At 36.0% G+C, this 15,144-nt stretch carries 19 protein-coding genes and 1 pseudogene; 1 reads left to right on the top strand and 19 read right to left on the bottom strand.

The genetic code is table 11. The features are described from left to right. Positions 1 to 73: 73 nt before the first annotated feature. The 18 genes and pseudogenes from CXF79_RS10765 to CXF79_RS10860 all read right to left on the bottom strand — a co-directional run bounded on the left by CXF79_RS10765 (position 74) and on the right by CXF79_RS10860 (position 12,760). A complete protein-coding gene (locus CXF79_RS10765; protein ID WP_011043914.1) occupies positions 74 to 748 on the bottom strand; it encodes a haloacid dehalogenase type II in 675 nt (224 codons plus the stop codon). A 106-nt stretch (positions 749 to 854) separates the two neighbouring features. Continuing rightward, complete coding sequence (locus CXF79_RS10770; protein ID WP_101154910.1) at positions 855 to 1,277, bottom strand: GNAT family N-acetyltransferase; 423 nt, start codon at positions 1,275 to 1,277, stop codon at positions 855 to 857. Positions 1,278 to 1,350: 73 nt separating this feature from the next. Then, positions 1,351 to 1,686, bottom strand: coding sequence for a Rap1a/Tai family immunity protein (locus CXF79_RS10775; protein WP_101154911.1), 336 nt, complete (start codon positions 1,684 to 1,686; stop codon positions 1,351 to 1,353). Between the two features lie 121 nt (positions 1,687 to 1,807). Next, positions 1,808 to 2,041, bottom strand: coding sequence for a hypothetical protein (locus CXF79_RS23515; RefSeq protein ID WP_232769145.1), 234 nt, complete (start codon positions 2,039 to 2,041; stop codon positions 1,808 to 1,810). A 95-nt stretch (positions 2,042 to 2,136) separates the two neighbouring features. Further along, the gene (locus CXF79_RS10785) at positions 2,137 to 2,436 is read right to left on the bottom strand and encodes a hypothetical protein (protein WP_011043910.1); all 300 of its coding nucleotides are present in this window, start codon (positions 2,434 to 2,436) and stop codon (positions 2,137 to 2,139) included. A gap of 111 nt (positions 2,437 to 2,547) precedes the next feature. Further along, positions 2,548 to 2,919 carry an energy transducer TonB gene (locus tag CXF79_RS10790; protein WP_101154913.1) on the bottom strand — a complete coding sequence of 124 codons (372 nt, stop codon included), beginning with the start codon at positions 2,917 to 2,919 and terminating at the stop codon, positions 2,548 to 2,550. A 790-nt stretch (positions 2,920 to 3,709) separates the two neighbouring features. Beyond that, positions 3,710 to 3,946, bottom strand: a complete 237-nt coding sequence (locus tag CXF79_RS10800) for a hypothetical protein (protein WP_041737048.1) — start codon at positions 3,944 to 3,946, stop codon at positions 3,710 to 3,712. 29 nt (positions 3,947 to 3,975) lie between these two features. Next, the gene (locus CXF79_RS10805) at positions 3,976 to 4,326 is read right to left on the bottom strand and encodes a hypothetical protein (protein WP_232769146.1); all 351 of its coding nucleotides are present in this window, start codon (positions 4,324 to 4,326) and stop codon (positions 3,976 to 3,978) included. Positions 4,327 to 4,369: 43 nt separating this feature from the next. Then, entirely contained in the window at positions 4,370 to 4,603 is a 234-nt protein-coding gene (locus tag CXF79_RS10810; RefSeq protein WP_041737046.1) for a hypothetical protein, read from the bottom strand. A gap of 204 nt (positions 4,604 to 4,807) precedes the next feature. After that, entirely contained in the window at positions 4,808 to 5,086 is a 279-nt protein-coding gene (locus CXF79_RS10815) for a hypothetical protein (RefSeq protein WP_101154915.1), read from the bottom strand. 754 nt (positions 5,087 to 5,840) lie between these two features. Continuing rightward, positions 5,841 to 6,632, bottom strand: a complete 792-nt coding sequence (locus tag CXF79_RS10825) for a PhzF family phenazine biosynthesis protein (RefSeq protein ID WP_101154917.1) — start codon at positions 6,630 to 6,632, stop codon at positions 5,841 to 5,843. Between the two features lie 118 nt (positions 6,633 to 6,750). Further along, the gene (locus CXF79_RS10830; RefSeq protein ID WP_101154918.1) at positions 6,751 to 7,494 is read right to left on the bottom strand and encodes a metallophosphoesterase family protein; all 744 of its coding nucleotides are present in this window, start codon (positions 7,492 to 7,494) and stop codon (positions 6,751 to 6,753) included. Between the two features lie 124 nt (positions 7,495 to 7,618). Beyond that, a complete protein-coding gene (locus CXF79_RS10835) occupies positions 7,619 to 8,125 on the bottom strand; it encodes a GNAT family N-acetyltransferase (RefSeq protein ID WP_101154919.1) in 507 nt (168 codons plus the stop codon). A 121-nt stretch (positions 8,126 to 8,246) separates the two neighbouring features. Next, positions 8,247 to 8,705: a nuclear transport factor 2 family protein gene (locus tag CXF79_RS10840; protein ID WP_041737044.1), complete on the bottom strand. Its 459-nt coding sequence runs from the start codon at positions 8,703 to 8,705 to the stop codon at positions 8,247 to 8,249. 218 nt (positions 8,706 to 8,923) lie between these two features. Further along, positions 8,924 to 9,215 (bottom strand): annotated as a pseudogene (locus CXF79_RS10845) (NADP-dependent oxidoreductase); the annotation flags it as partial. A gap of 144 nt (positions 9,216 to 9,359) precedes the next feature. Then, positions 9,360 to 10,517: an iron-containing alcohol dehydrogenase gene (locus tag CXF79_RS10850; RefSeq protein WP_101154920.1), complete on the bottom strand. Its 1,158-nt coding sequence runs from the start codon at positions 10,515 to 10,517 to the stop codon at positions 9,360 to 9,362. A gap of 90 nt (positions 10,518 to 10,607) precedes the next feature. Then, positions 10,608 to 11,732 (bottom strand): alkene reductase, encoded by a 1,125-nt coding sequence (locus tag CXF79_RS10855; protein ID WP_101154921.1) that lies wholly within the window; start codon positions 11,730 to 11,732, stop codon positions 10,608 to 10,610. Positions 11,733 to 11,917: 185 nt separating this feature from the next. Continuing rightward, positions 11,918 to 12,760 carry a CmcJ/NvfI family oxidoreductase gene (locus CXF79_RS10860; protein WP_101154922.1) on the bottom strand — a complete coding sequence of 281 codons (843 nt, stop codon included), beginning with the start codon at positions 12,758 to 12,760 and terminating at the stop codon, positions 11,918 to 11,920. Between the two features lie 107 nt (positions 12,761 to 12,867). On the opposite strand from CXF79_RS10860, the gene CXF79_RS10865 reads away from it, so the two are divergent. Then, on the top strand, positions 12,868 to 13,767 hold the full coding sequence (locus tag CXF79_RS10865) for a LysR family transcriptional regulator (protein WP_101154923.1): 900 nt from the start codon (positions 12,868 to 12,870) through the stop codon (positions 13,765 to 13,767). Between the two features lie 233 nt (positions 13,768 to 14,000). Here CXF79_RS10865 and CXF79_RS10870 read toward each other — a convergent pair whose 3' ends face one another. Beyond that, complete coding sequence (locus tag CXF79_RS10870; protein ID WP_101154924.1) at positions 14,001 to 14,849, bottom strand: 4'-phosphopantetheinyl transferase family protein; 849 nt, start codon at positions 14,847 to 14,849, stop codon at positions 14,001 to 14,003. Positions 14,850 to 15,144 lie beyond the last annotated feature (295 nt).

Raw genomic sequence — 15,144 nt, forward strand, 5'->3', positions numbered from 1 at the left:
AAGTCTACTGTCTTTAAAGACTTATTGATAACTAAGGGGGTGGTTTCGTGTTAAGTGCTTCTAGTGTTGTAATTTAATCATCTTTTTCGATAATTAGTTTTACGATATCTTCCATTGTTGTCGCATATATATCAGGTTGGCGGTACAGCGGATGATAAACAGCACCTGAACGATTAATGTAAGCTGCTCTCATTTCTACAGACAAAGCGCCATGAGTGTCCCAATCATGAGTAGCGACAAGCCTCAAAGACTCCAGTGGTTGATTTAATCGTTTAGCCGCAAATTTATAGACAGTAGGATCAGGCTTAAAGCTACCTGTTTCCTCGACTGAAATAATATCGTCAAAGTATTCCTTTAAACCTGCATTGGTAATTTGAGTCGATATTAAATTAAGAGATGAATTTGAAAAAGCGACAGTGCGAAAACCGGCAGACTTTAACTGAGCTAGCGCTGGCTTAATATCATTGTGAGGGGGCAGGTTAGCAAAACCAGCAAGAATATCATCACGCGCTGCCTTAGACAGCTTTATACTCATGCGAGCGGCAATCGATTCAAGCATAGTACCCGCTAAAGTAGCAAAATCAGTCTTTACGCTTGTCATGATACAAACGGTAGATGAGTGCAAAAGCATAGAAAACCATGTTGCCATCACGCTTTCATCACCAAAAGTAGCTTTGAATTTGGGTTTTAATGCACTGAGATTAAGTACCGTCTCATTTATATCAAACAATATTATAGTTCGTTTCATTACAACCTCATCATTTTTTCATAGAAAAAAGTATTTAATATAATGCTTATCTTGATATTTTAATAGGGAACCAAGCTCCTATCAAAGGAATAAACATTACGTCGAGTTACGTTGAATTTTTCTGGTATAAAATAACTTCCATTTTGTAATAGGGTAGGTCTGCTTTATAGAAACGCTCACTAGATGCTTGCATACCAAAGCGCTCATAAAAGGGTATAGCTGATTCTCTCGCATCACACCAAAATATTTCTATGCAGTTATTTCTTAACGTTTGAATAATATGTTCCAACATTTTGGAGCCAATTCCTTGATTTTGATATCGGGTATCGGTAGCAAATTTACGTAAACGAGCACTGTTTGAAGTTAAATAAATAGAAGCGACACAAATAAGTAATCCGTCAATAAATACACCAAAATGTGATGCGTCTAAATCTCCCTCTACATGGCAATATTCAGGCGGTTCATTTGGCCATAATACACTCTGACGAAGTGATATAGTTTGTTTCCAAGAAATAGCTCTAATTTCCATTTACTTTTAACCTCATTAATTAATACAACGCCTCAGCATCAAACAGCTGTAAATTATCCGTTTGAATATCTTATTAGCTTTTTGGTGTAAACGTGCATGAGTATTTTGGAATAAGGGCTTCAACAATTAAATCACTACCAGAGGCATTAAGTTTTTCAGGATTATTAGCGAGGTAATTTATTACGGTATCTAATAAGGGAGTTAACTCATTTGGTGGAACATCTACACATAAGTTATTTTGTTTATTTGAATCAATAACTCCAACTACATACCCTACAAATTGCAGATGGGCATTTTCGCTAACTGGAGCAACAGACATTGATTTCAATAAATTACCATCAATATAACTGGCACTCGCCGAAGAAATAAAAAGGCTGAATGAAATAATAGTAAGAAAGATATTTCGCATTAAAAGTTCCTGTAATCGATTGAATAGGGTAAGCAAAGGTTAGATTTATAGGCTAAATATGATTAACTAAATTGTTGAGGAATAAAAAAGCCAATTGCTCTCTGTCATATCAACTAGCTTATTATGACTTATTTTTACGTAGTGTTATTTGTTTAATAAGTTGAACAATACAACCCAATAAAAAGTACTCTACAAATTGGCCAGAAAGAAAAAGTATCATTTTTGGCGCAAAATAAGTTTCTTCACTAAAAAAACGTAGAGTGAATATAGCAGGAGAAACTAATACTTTATATCCTGGTAATGATATTGGGACCATGTAGTAATTAAATAAAAAAGCACATAATCCAATTGCCATTCCGGCAAATCCCCATATGGAGGAAAGTTTAAAATTTAACACTACTCTATCGACTCATCATAATGCCCAAATAAAAGGGGGATATTTGTTAACTGTTATACGTAAATATATTGCACAACTAATCCAATCACAACAAATACAAAACCGAATAGTTGAATTATTAAGTCAACTTTACGACAATTTTTTTCAGGTTTTTTAGCAAAAGAAAGTTTTTGGGTAAAAAATTTTGAGGGGAGAAAACGGATACTTGAATAACCCATACAACAAAAACCAATGGCTAATAAAAAATTAGATGGCATTGATTGATAAATACCTGAAATGAAATTAGATATTGCGATTGAAAAGAAGAATAAACTCGGCCAATGAATTTCTTTTTTAATGACTACTTGAGACATTTGATAATCCTTTACAGATAAACCTCTCATCAAAAGGCTAGCAATAGTAAGCTAAAATGTTAAACGAAGCGAAACCAAGGGCTGCGCATTATGTTGATTAGTGATGATATTTTAATATATATCAAATACAACTTTCGTTGTAACTATTACCGGGGCCTTAATTAAATTGGTTTCAGTATTTATATATGTTGTTCGTTTTAACAACTTAAGTGCAATTTTATTCCATGCGTCACTAGGAGTAGAATTGACAACCTTTAGATTAAAAACCTTACCGTTTGAATCAATAAGGTAGTTTATAAATACTGTGCCATTTTCACTTGGTAGTTTACCGGAAGATGCTTTAAAGGAAATTCCACCATCTTTTGCTATCCAATATTTAGATAGCTCAGGTTCCTCTATTTCAATGGCTGGTTGTATAAGGTATTGGGATTGGCAACCAATTAATACAGAACTAAAAAATAACGATAATGCTAAATGTTTCATATAACTTCCTTGTAAAATATAACGCCACCTTAAGTGACAGATAATCGATGGCTAAAATGTTGAGGACCAAAAAAAGTTAACTGTTTTGTATCCTTATTTATTAGCTTTCAAGTGTACATTAGGCGCATCATCAATCTTCTTTATCAAATAAATGCCAAGGAATAAAAACGCAGATAATAATAATCATAAATATCGCACCTTCCTTGAATCTAGATAAACTAAATTGATCGAGGTTATCACTTATTAAAAGGTGAGTACCAATCAATAAACCTAAAGCAATTAAGAAAGCTCTAAATTTAATATCTCGTTTTAAGTAACTCAGACAATTCCACAAACCTAAACTTTCCTTGTACACATGAACTCCAAATAGCAGACCAAGTAATTGTTGGCTAAAATTTTAAGTATCATTGAAGCCGAACGCTGCTTTACAGCAAGCCATGAATTTGAGTCGTTTATATAAAACTGATTTAGCGAAAATATAAACAGTCGTTATAAAACCTAGGGGGAGTTAAGCGAAGTGCACTAAATCCATTTAGGCAAAAACAGTGTAACCAAAAATACAAAATATTTTATGTTTCTAAAATACCACAAAAGGAAACAGAAACAAGGACCACACTATAAATAAAATGTCGAAGCGATAAAGGCTAATCATTTGAATAGATGGCCTGCATTAATGGCTACTTTAAGCGGAAAAATAGTTGGCTAAAAGGTTATCGCAATGAAAACATACATCTATGTTATTACGTTTGAAATTCTTGTTAGCTCAGTTACCAGTAACACTTTCTATTTTTTATCTCTTATTTTCTGGAGAGGCCGAATATAACCATCCAAAAAACTTCTTAAATGGATAGAGCACTAAAGCAAAAATAATAAAGCTTATTAACCCAGGAACAATATCAAATGAACTAATAAAGAAACTATAATTTATTTCATAGCCACTCATAGTGGATCCAGTCAAAATACTAGCAAATACAGCTGACATATCACCAGCAAAACTAGAACGGGCTTCCTTAATATTTAATTGCATAAAACCTCCTCGTTAAAACGCTTGTTATACTACCTTGCGATTATTTTATGTAAAAAAATCATTAACAAGGCAGCAAGTATTGTTGCAATAATGTCACTTAAATCAAAAAACATTGAAGTCCAGTATTGCTCTATTTCATAAGTTAATGCCCCCGCGGTAACTATTAAAACAGACTTATTCAATTTTTTAATGTTTGGTTGGACCATTGGAATAACAGATAAGATTCCAAATAAATATAAAAAACTTGGAGCAGAACCTAGAAATGTATCCAAAAGGTTATTAATACCAAAAAGATCAGTTCGCATTTGCTGCACTATAATTGCCAGAATTGTACATATAATAAAGCTAGCAATATAGAATTTATTCCCTCTGAACGACATACCTACTCCTTGGTAAATTAATGCCTTGTTATATAAATTTGACTCACAATTCATCTAAAGGATCATATGATTTTTTCTCTTTGCGAACACATTCTTTTTGAGATTTTCCTACCATATCAGAACACTTAACCGCTTCTTTAACGTCTGCCTTAGTTGTTTTATCTTCTAAGGTTTTAAGTGTTGCGGCCATAACATATACGGCTGCATCGGTAGCGCTGCACTTGCTGGTGTTGTGAGGGGTATTAGCATTTGGGTTTTGGTGTTTTTGTGAATCCATACAGCTTGAGCTGACGGGAGTAACACACCCACTTAAATTTGCGAGTATAAAAACATAGATAAGCCATCGAAACATATATATTCATCCTGAATGTTGTGTTTGTATAATGCCCAATTAATGTTCGATTAATGGGTAGGGATCAGTTAGCTAAAGTGTGGAGGAACTTAACAGCCAACTGATTTACTTCTTATTTATTAGCTTTAATTAGTCACTCTTATTGCAGTCGAAAACTCCACTGTCTACTGTAAAATACGTTGCGCCACCAACAATAAGGGCAGCAATAGGATTTAAAGTAGCTAAACCTGTAACTCCCAATGTTAATAATGATGTATTTACTGGATCAATTTTAATGCATTCATTCGAATTGTTTTGTGAATAATTAGTTTCGGGTACTTTAGCATTGCTTTGGAATGAAGAGCTTGAACTACAACCACTGATTAGAGATAGACATACTGTTAACAGATATTTATTTTTATTACACATGAATTTATTCCTTTAAATTGCCAGGCTAATTATTAGCTCATGTAGATAGAAAAACTTTAACTCCTTGTTATATTAATATTAATTAGTGGCTAACCAAATTGCCATAGAGTTTACTTCTGACAGGTCGTTTAACCAAATAAATAGCGCCATTATCCCTCATTTCTTTAATTTTGGTAAAGGGAATATATTCGGGTAGTAGCATAAAATAATCATCATTACTTAAATCACCATACTGAATGCTATTTACCACAGAATATTGTCATTGATAGAAAAAACTTCCATAAACTATGGCTACGTTATCATCACTAACACGTACAACCTTAGCTAATTTATATTTGTTTTTTCGTTCTAATTTATCACTGAGTAATCTGAAGTCTAAGAAATAAATATCATTCACTTTGGGGGTTAAAATCAGGACCGATGTTTCTGTTTGCTCAGCGGTATGCTGCTCATATCTTTCGCATCCAAAATATATAATCACAAGCAAGCAGCTCAATAACACGAGTTTATTTAAAGATATTGATAACTTGGGTATTAGTCGTTGTATCTCGAAGGCATGTGGCACTTTAATTATTCCTTTTAAAGTTAAATTTTTTAATTGCACTACTGAAGTTGACTTAAACTCCAATGCTTAAGTGCAATATAATGCCCAAATAACAGGCTAAATAATAGTTGGCTAATATTGGGGAGCGAAGCGAAACGTAGCCAACTGTTACGTGTCCTTGTTGACCTTCTTGTCATAAAGTAAGAACGACTAAACTTCAATGGTACCTTTTAAATACTGCACAGCTTTACCTAAAAGATAAACCTTATTATCTGCAACGTTGCATATTATTTTACCGCCGCGTTTAGACGCCTGATATGCAATTAGTTTAGATTTATTCAGCTTTTCTGCCCAATAAGGAGCTAAACCCGTATGGATAGAGCCTGTAACAGGGTCTTCATCACCTCCATTCGCTGGCCAGAAATAACGAGAAACAAAATCATAATCGTTTGATTTAGAGGTGACAACAACATCATGTGGAGCGAGTTGCTTTAATAACTCATTATCTGGAACGACTGAAGTCACATCAATCTCTTTCTCATAAACAACAAAGTATGCTTGGTTATTTAATAAAACTTCCATCGGCTTGATTGAAAGGCCATTTAATAATGCGACTGGTATATCGCTAATACTTTCAGGTGGTCTACTTGGGAACTCCATTTGAATATAACCACTATCCATTTTCGTAACAGATAAATCACCTACCGCTTCAGCGTAAAAATTAATATTTAGTAGATTATCGTTTTTAGCAAAAATGACGAATGAAGATGCTAATGTGGCATGGCCACAAAAATCAATTTCAGTGATAGGAGAAAACCAACGAATTTCATAATTGTGAATATCAATTTTTTTAACATAAGCGGTTTCTGAAAGATTATTTTCAATAGCAATAGACTGCATAAGTTCATCAGATAGCCAGTCGTTTGTAATAATTACTGCTGCTGAATTTCCTTTAAACGCAACATCTGTGAATGCGTCAATAATGTTGATTTCTAATTCCATTTGAAATTGAGCTCCTTAGGGGGGTAACGCTTACATAAGCGGAAAATTATAGTTGGATAACATAGGTTAACGGAGTGAACAAAAAGCCTACGGTATTTTGTCCTTCTTGCAATTATTATTATATTCGCCGTCCAGTTGTTAAAAAATGAACCCAATCCATTCTATTTCGTTTTTCACATTCTGCAACAGCGAGCTTTACATCATAAGGTACTCTTATATGTTTAATATTCCAGTTATCTTCAGTTTTCTCTACTATGGAATATGATGCCATCGAACTGAAATTTTCCATTGAATGAACAATTGGCTCATCATCTGTGTATGCCTGCAAACCTACGCTGCCAGGGTTTATGATTGTTTGCCCTGTAGTTAAAGAAACAGTTCTGGGAGTATGTGTATGACCACAACATATAAGTGCAGAGTTTTGACCGTTTAGAAGTTTTATTATTTCGCTATCAGAACGTAAACGAGCATAGCCAAGCTCAACATTTTCGAGTAGATAGGTTAAGTCATCGTCAGGTGTGCCGTGGCATAAATATACATCAGCGTTTAATTGAGCATCAAACGGCAATGATTTCATCCAAGTAATTGGCTCATCGCCAAGATCGTCAATGATAAATTTCATTGTCGGATTTGAAGCAAGTTCTGCTGCTGTCGCCTCAAATATCTGGCGATCTTGATTCCCACAGATGGTAACTATTTCATATTGCATTAATAGTTCATAAGTCGCTTTAGGTGCAATAGGACCATAAAGAATGTCACCTAGATTTACCATCAAATCAACGGAATGTTTTTTTGCGTCAGCAATCACTGCCTCTAATGCAAATACATTACTGTGAATATCAGATAATACTGCAAACTTCATGTAAACCTCTTAGAATATAACGCCCAGTTATGGGGAAATTTATTGCCCACCAAAGTGGTACAAGATCAGAACAAAAAACAGCCAACTTTAATTTTTACGTTTAATGTTCTTGTTAGATCTCGTTTTATAAAGACACTTGATATATGTCTACTTCGAAACCACGAAATACAGAAGATTTAATAAATTGAAAGCCTGTTCTGTTTATCACTTTAACAGAGCTAATATTCGTTGGCTCTATTAGTGCGTGCACCACTTTAAGGTTTAAGGCATTTTTAGCAAAATCTAATACACCAAATGTAGACTCAACAGCATAACCTTTACCCTGTTGGTCCCTAGCAAGACGATAATTTATATGTATAACATCATCAGTATCTACTTTATGTTTATTAAGACCGCACACTCCAACAAACTCATCAGTAATAGAGTTAAAAATTGCCCAATGGCCATAACCATTTAAGTCATATTGATTTTTGCAGTTCGCTATATAATCATAGATTTGTTGTTCGGTGTGAACACCTACCGTTGAGTATTGCATTACGACAGGATCAGCTAATACTTTTGATAGGTTATCAACATCCTCATTCGTAACTTGACGAACACATAATCTTTCAGTTTCAATAATAATCAACACAAACTCCTAGAGATATAACGTCACCTTAAGCGGCGAAAAATAGTTTGCTAAAATGTTTGAGGGAGAAACACCGCCAACTGTATTTTTTCCGTTTGAAGTTCTTGTTAGTTTACTTTAACTACTATTTTTTCTTTGCTATAAATGTTTTATTGATTATGCGCCATTCATTCTCGCGCTTGTACATTACAAGGTAGTCAATGTAATGTGTTTTTGGCGTATCAAAGCCAAGCTTCACCATCGCCATTTTGTCATCAACTATATCAACTGACAGAATATTCGCTGTCCATGTATCTTTAGTCGCTTTTTTGAAATAACCAGAGAACTCTTTTAACGGAACAGTCCTAATGATTTCTTTTCCAGTTTCTTTGTTAACACTAATCATTTTTACATGACCAAACTCTAAATCAAAGGCTTTTGAAAGAAGCTTTTGATCCCCGTTTGCAGCCCCATTAAAATAATTATAAGCCGTTTCTACAACTGCTTGGTATTCTTTACCTGTTACGGATTCGGCATGACCAGTAGCGGATAAGAAAAAAGTAAAAACTGCAACAGTCATTGAAAGTAGTTTTATTTTATTCATTGTATTTATATCCATCGAATAATTTTAGAGTTTCATTGCTAAAGTACAATGATATTAAGGAACTATTTGACACACAAATAGTGAACAAGTAAACCATTAGAATTGTTACAATTTATGAATATAGAACTATCATTTAAGTTTACGCTGTTCGAAAACTAACGCTTCACTAAGAGGCAAATAATAGTTGGTTAAAATAAGCGACGAAGGGGCAAATAGCCAACGGTAATATCTTGCCAGCTACCACAAGCGACAACCCAATCACCTTTGTTATTATCGCTATGGCTTGACTCTTCTACTCGACAAACACTACTGCCGACCATGACTTCATCTAAAGCAACAGGGTCTGCATAAGGTTTAGCATCATTCATTCGCCCGCGCATATAAGGGGTCGAGTGAAAGAAAAACAGTGCGAAGCAATACTTCACCGGCTTTAGGTGTTGGTTTTTCGCTATTTACCAGCGTAAAGTTTTCAGCTATTGGCGCGCCAAAAGGTCTAGATGCCAAAACCATTTAGTGATTTATATCAGTTGTTTGAATCATGTTCATTCATATTAAGAAAGAGCTAATGTAAAGAGATAGTGTTGAGAGCTATTAAAAAAGTCTGCGTGTGAACCTTTTAAAGTAATGCACACGCCACTTATGTCTGTCTTTTAATTACAATGCTTGAGATAAAATCTCACGGCTTATTGCTAAGGTAATATCGTCATTTTCGCCCAATGCCGTCATACCATGTTGCTCTAATCGTTCAATCAGCAAGTCGATATCTTTGCTACCAAGATCCACGTGGGATAAACGTGTTGGTACTTGCATTGTTTCGAAGAACTCTTCAGTTAAACGGATCGCTTGGTCAATACGTGCGTTGTCTTCACCATCAGTTATCTGCCAAACGCGCGCTGCATATTGTAGTAACTTTTCACGTTTTTGCTCTTTACGAACTTTCATTACCGCAGGCAATACAATGGATAGAGTGCGTGCATGGTCGATACCAAAAGCACCGGTAAGTTCATGACCTATCATATGCGTTGACCAATCTTGTGGTACACCCGCGCCGATAAGACCATTTAGCGCCATCGTTGCCGACCACATAATATTGGCTCGAACTTCTAAGTTTTCTTTAGTTGCAGGTAACAACGCTTTAGGCCCTTCTTCAATCAAGGTTTGCATTAAACCTTCACTGAAACGATCTTGCACTTTGCCATTTACACTGTAAGTTAAATACTGTTCAATGGTATGAATAAAGGCATCAACAACGCCATTACTGATTTGACGATCTGATAATGACAAGGTCACGTTAGGGTCTAACACCGCAAATAATGGACAAAGCAAAGGACTCTTGAAAGGTAGTTTATTACCATCACGTGTTACCACTGCGTTGCCATTACTTTCAGAACCTGTTGCAGGCAAGGTTAATATCGCGCCAATAGGTAATGCTTTTGTGACGGCTTGCTGTTTAGCAAGAATATCCCAAGCATCGTCACCTTCATAAAGTGCAGCTGCGGCAATAAATTTAGCGCCATCTACAACTGAGCCGCCACCAACAGCAAGTAAATAATCAATGTTTTTTGTTTTAATTATTTCTTGCGCTTTCATCAAAGTGTCATAGGTTGGATTTGGTTCGATACCTGAAAATTCAAACCAAGTATGTTCTATAAGTGCATCACTCACTTGTTGATAGACGCCATTACCTTTAATTGAACCACCGCCATAAACCAATAATACTCGTGCGTCTAAAGGGATTTCTTTGGAAATAGCGGCAATTTGCCCTTCACCAAAATGAATACGGGTTGGGTTTTTAAAACTGAAATTTAACATTGTTATATCCTAAAGTTTTTCAAAAAAGTAATTTATAAATACGTTGGTCTAAGCAGAAAATAATTCATGCCCCGCTTTTATAAAAACGGCTTATAAAGCGTACACAGGGTAATCGGTATAACCTTTATCAGTGCCGCCATACATGCTTGTTGGGTCAACGTCGTTTAACGACCATTCGTTCTTAATACGCTCTGGTAAGTCAGGGTTAGCTATAAATGGGCGACCGAAGCCAAAAATATCACCATTGCCTTCAGTTAAGATTTTTAATGCTTTTTCTGGCGTATATTTACCGGCATACATCACTAAACCGTCAAAGGTGTTTCTTACGGCTTTGTAGAAGTCTTCAGGTAAATCAGGCGCATTATCCCAATCCGCTTCAGCAAGTGATAAATAAGCGATACCAATATCATTTAGCGCTTTAATGGCTGCGATATAGGTTGCATGCGGATCGCTTTCTACTAAACCTAAATAAACCCGCACTTCATCAGTACTTTCAAATAATGGCGCGAACCTTACGCCTACTTTTTCAGCCCCCATAACGTCAGCAACGGCTTGCGTTATTTCCTTTAAAAATCGTAAGCGATTCTCTAAGCTACCACCATATTTATCAGTTCTATCGTTGGTATGTTCAGAAATAAATTGATTCACCAGATAACCATTAGCGCAATGTAATTCAACGCCATCAAAGCCGGCTTCTTTAGCATTTACCGCAGCTTGTTTGTACATTTGCACCAGCTCCTCAACTTCAAGAGTTGATAATGCCCGAGGCTCACTTGGATCAGCTAATGCGCCTTGCTCTGGTGCAGTTTCGATAAAAACTTTAACCGCATCAGCTTTCAATGCTGATGGACCAACAGGTGCTGCTTGGTTTGGTTGTATTGATGTATGAGAAACACGACCAACATGCCACAATTGACAAAAAATAATGCTACCCGCATCGTGTACTGCTTGTGTTACCTGTTTCCATCCTTGAACTTGCTCGGCACTATGAATACCGGGTGTCCACGCATAACCTTGCCCTCTTGGTTCAATTTGAGTGCCTTCAGTGACCATAAAGCCAGCGCCAGCACGTTGCGAATAGTAATTAGCCATCAACTGGTTAGGAATATTTCCCGGTTGAGAGCTTCTAGAACGTGTTAATGGCGGAAAAACAATACGATTCTTAAGGGTATAAGGGCCAAGCTCTGTTGCTGTAAATAAAGGTGAAAATGTCATGCGTTACTACTCCAAAATAAAGTTAATATAATCGTAGCGGTGACTAATAAATGAGTTCCAATGCTGTCACCGCTTTTTCAGCATTACTAGCACCACTAAGTGCTTGATTTATAATGTTCTTGTGCTGTTTGTTACGTACGTGGCTAAAGTTTGGTATTTCCACATAGGCTATTTTTAATATGATTTCAGTTGATTGATTTGTTGAATAACAAAATAGTTCTCAACTCAATACTGACGCGACTTTGCACGTTTTCAGCCACCGAAGGCAGTAAGAAAGCACTATGCGGAGTTCTATTAACTGCATTGCTTTTGTCGCTATCAAATACTTTAAAATTAAGTTGTTCTTTCGATGTCATTCGAGAGAAATAAAACCAACGATTGTTTGGGTTATAACTAAAACCTTCAATTTCCCCAACACGATCAGGATATGCAACCTGAAGCAAATGCGATTGCTCTGAAGTAACACTGCGCATATCCGCAAATGCAAGTGGGCTGTCTAACACCACATCAACTAGCGGTATCCAAGTATTAATAAATTGATAGCGATGATAATCACTCGCCTTTAAGCCCTGTTTTTCAAGTTCAATATGTAAACGATGTTGTGCAGAGCTAGCGACATAATCGTTGTGTACCGTATGAATAGGAGAGCGTTTTTCAGCGCGATGAAGCTTGTCTTCAACCGAACGAATTGTATGGTCGAATACCACGCCTTTGCTGGCATTGGTTAAGCTCATAAGATGTTTGATGATTTGCGGATAAAGTTCAGTGCTAACCATGGCGTCATCAAAATAATCAGTCATATGATATTTATTGGCAACTAAACCAAAACCATCTTCTTTCAGTGTCGCAGTTTTCGCTAATAAACGAGCATCCGTAATTTCAACCACGCGTTTATCCACTTGTTCGGTAAGTGTGTCGGCACTTTTTATGCTTGTTGATAAATCAAACGTCGCTTGAATATTTGGCTTGATATAATTGATTTCAGCTGCAATGGTCGGCTGATTTTGATTTGCGGCATTCAATAACATAATAAGGTCCAATTAAGCTCAATAAATAACGAATTAACTTGATGGGATGTATGCTAATCTTCCTTTCATACAAATGAAAACAATATAAACTTGTTGGAGATACAAAAATGAGTGGTATCAATCGACTAGACATTAAACAACTGCGCGTATTACAGCTATTACTTCAGGAAAGAAATTTGTCAAAAGTTGCTCATATTATGGGCTTAACTCAACAAGCGATTAGTGAGCAACTGAAAAAAATTAGACATAGCTTTGATGATGAAATGTTTATACGCACCAGTAATGGCGTAATTCCAACACAAGTGGCAGAAAAGATGGAACATCGGGTAAATCAGATATTGGCGGATATCGACAACTTAATTACCGGCGAAAAATTCAACCCTGCTGAGCTTTCAGGAATATTACAAATAAGTTCATCAGACTATGCGCTAGTCACCATTCTTCCAATGTTATTAACGCAAGTGAATGCGTTAGCACCAAACCTAAAAGTGATCATCAGGGATTTTGAGTCGGATAATTTAAACCAACTGATGGTGACGGGTGAACTTGATCTTGTGTTTACTTTTCCTGAATTTATTCCTGACAACTACCCGAACAAGCGTTTATTTGAAGACCATCATGTATGCGTAACAGGGAGTAATTCAATTTATCGCGGGAAAAAATATAGCTTGTTAGAACTAGCACAGCTGCCACAAATTGTTATCTCGCCTTCAAGACCGAATTTAAAAGGCTCACATGACTCTTGGTTTGCTAAACAAGGAATGAAAAGAAATATACTGATGTCCGTGCCTAGCTTCTCTGCTGCATCAACCATTATTGAAGCGACCAACACCATTGCATTTTTACCATCGAGACTATTACCTGACCCTAAGTTAGTTGCGATAGAAATTGAACAAAACCCACCAAAATTTGACGTTATTGTTGCCTGGCATCAACGCTCAAATAATAATCCGTTACACCTGTGGTTATTGGGCTTACTGGATAATATTTTCTGCTCTGCTGAATAATTAGATAAACAGAAATTTTAGACTCTGTACTATTAGTTTGACTCATTAAAAGGATTTTTATAAAACGAAATAAACTCATTTATTCTCTTAAATAAAAAACGCGAGTTAGTTGCCTAAATCGCGTTTTATCTAAACCTTAAATAGCTATTGTGCTGGTGAAAATTCGGCACGCTTGGTTGTCTTGATTTATTTTCCCCACGCACAACAAAATAACTAAGGTAATGAAAGTAGTTTTAGATTTCCTGATAACCGAGCAAGGGCAGGGTATTAAAGAAACGTAATTGGTAGTCAGTTTTTTGATTGTCACTGCTTGCTCTTACCGATACAGCGATGCGGTGTTCTTGTTTTTCATCTATGGCAGCCGTTGGGTAAACTAACCAGCTACGCCAAATTTGTGGTTCATCTACTCTATGCTCAGCAAAGCTTAGGTTAATGTCCTGCTTGATAGTAAATAAACCGTTATGATTATGTTCGGTATCGTTAATTTCAAAACTAAAATCAGCGAGTGGTATCGCTAAACCTAAACCCCAAGCTTTAATATAAGACTCTTTTAATGTCCAATAATCAAAAAACCGATTGCGTTGTTGTGCTTCTGGCAGCGCAAAAAGTTCATCTATTTCTTTAGAAGAAAAATAACGTTCAGCAATCGCTAATACATTATTGTTGCGTCCGGTATTTTCAACATCACAACCGATATCATCCTCAAGCGTTACCGCGCAAATTATAAGATTTTTTGTATGGCTGATGTTAAAGCGCAGTGGCAGTGGGCAATTAATAACTTCAGGTTTATCTTTATTACCTTTTTCAAACTGCCAATCTTGCGGTGCTACATCAGCATAATAAGATAATAAATCGCGTATGAAAGCACGAGTAATCAAGGCATCGTGTCTATCTTTAGCAAACTTATATCGTTGCTGTTTGGCTGTTTCTGTACTCGTTAATAATGTTGAGTAGGTTGCTAATAACTCATCATTGCCGAGTAACTCTTCCGGTTTGGTTACCCATATATGAATTTCATTGGCAGCAAGGTCGAGCTTTTCTTTTGTTCGAGTGGAGAGTTCAGATTGAGAAAAAGAAGTCATAAAAGTATCGGTGGCTTGTGTTGTTGATTTATTGCGTGGTTCATCTGGTGAGGCAATATTTTATCATAAACAGTGCAGGGGGTAATTCGTTTTTATGAGTTTTTTTAAGTTGTTTGATTTAGCGCAAACCCGCTGTCTGTCATTAGTGATAGCAATTAATACTAATTCTTTCGTAATAGAACAGATTGGTGGTTGACTGGTCGAACAGTTCAACTCATACCTTAGTCTATAAATTAGAAAAGCTTGTATCGGGTGATTGTATTGGATTTGAAACGTGTGTATATTAGCCGCGTTA

The sequence above is a fragment of the Colwellia sp. Bg11-28 genome (assembly GCF_002836245.1).
In the GTDB taxonomy this organism is placed as follows: Bacteria; Pseudomonadota; Gammaproteobacteria; order Enterobacterales; family Alteromonadaceae; genus Colwellia; species Colwellia psychrerythraea_A.

Coding starts and splice junctions, on each gene's coding strand:
- CXF79_RS10805 (WP_232769146.1), bottom strand. CDS start 4,326: ATGTCGTTCAGAGGGAATAAATTCTATATTGCTAGCTTTATTATATGT.
- CXF79_RS10860 (WP_101154922.1), bottom strand. CDS start 12,760: ATGTTATTGAATGCCGCAAATCAAAATCAGCCGACCATTGCAGCTGAA.
- CXF79_RS10865 (WP_101154923.1), top strand. CDS start 12,868: ATGAGTGGTATCAATCGACTAGACATTAAACAACTGCGCGTATTACAG.
- CXF79_RS10775 (WP_101154911.1), bottom strand. CDS start 1,686: ATGCGAAATATCTTTCTTACTATTATTTCATTCAGCCTTTTTATTTCT.
- CXF79_RS23515 (WP_232769145.1), bottom strand. CDS start 2,041: ATGGCAATTGGATTATGTGCTTTTTTATTTAATTACTACATGGTCCCA.
- CXF79_RS10840 (WP_041737044.1), bottom strand. CDS start 8,705: ATGAATAAAATAAAACTACTTTCAATGACTGTTGCAGTTTTTACTTTT.
- CXF79_RS10790 (WP_101154913.1), bottom strand. CDS start 2,919: ATGAAACATTTAGCATTATCGTTATTTTTTAGTTCTGTATTAATTGGT.
- CXF79_RS10815 (WP_101154915.1), bottom strand. CDS start 5,086: ATGTGTAATAAAAATAAATATCTGTTAACAGTATGTCTATCTCTAATC.
- CXF79_RS10770 (WP_101154910.1), bottom strand. CDS start 1,277: ATGGAAATTAGAGCTATTTCTTGGAAACAAACTATATCACTTCGTCAG.
- CXF79_RS10850 (WP_101154920.1), bottom strand. CDS start 10,517: ATGTTAAATTTCAGTTTTAAAAACCCAACCCGTATTCATTTTGGTGAA.
- CXF79_RS10825 (WP_101154917.1), bottom strand. CDS start 6,632: ATGGAATTAGAAATCAACATTATTGACGCATTCACAGATGTTGCGTTT.
- CXF79_RS10830 (WP_101154918.1), bottom strand. CDS start 7,494: ATGAAGTTTGCAGTATTATCTGATATTCACAGTAATGTATTTGCATTA.
- CXF79_RS10765 (WP_011043914.1), bottom strand. CDS start 748: ATGAAACGAACTATAATATTGTTTGATATAAATGAGACGGTACTTAAT.
- CXF79_RS10785 (WP_011043910.1), bottom strand. CDS start 2,436: ATGTCTCAAGTAGTCATTAAAAAAGAAATTCATTGGCCGAGTTTATTC.
- CXF79_RS10855 (WP_101154921.1), bottom strand. CDS start 11,732: ATGACATTTTCACCTTTATTTACAGCAACAGAGCTTGGCCCTTATACC.
- CXF79_RS10810 (WP_041737046.1), bottom strand. CDS start 4,603: ATGGATTCACAAAAACACCAAAACCCAAATGCTAATACCCCTCACAAC.
- CXF79_RS10800 (WP_041737048.1), bottom strand. CDS start 3,946: ATGCAATTAAATATTAAGGAAGCCCGTTCTAGTTTTGCTGGTGATATG.
- CXF79_RS10870 (WP_101154924.1), bottom strand. CDS start 14,849: ATGACTTCTTTTTCTCAATCTGAACTCTCCACTCGAACAAAAGAAAAG.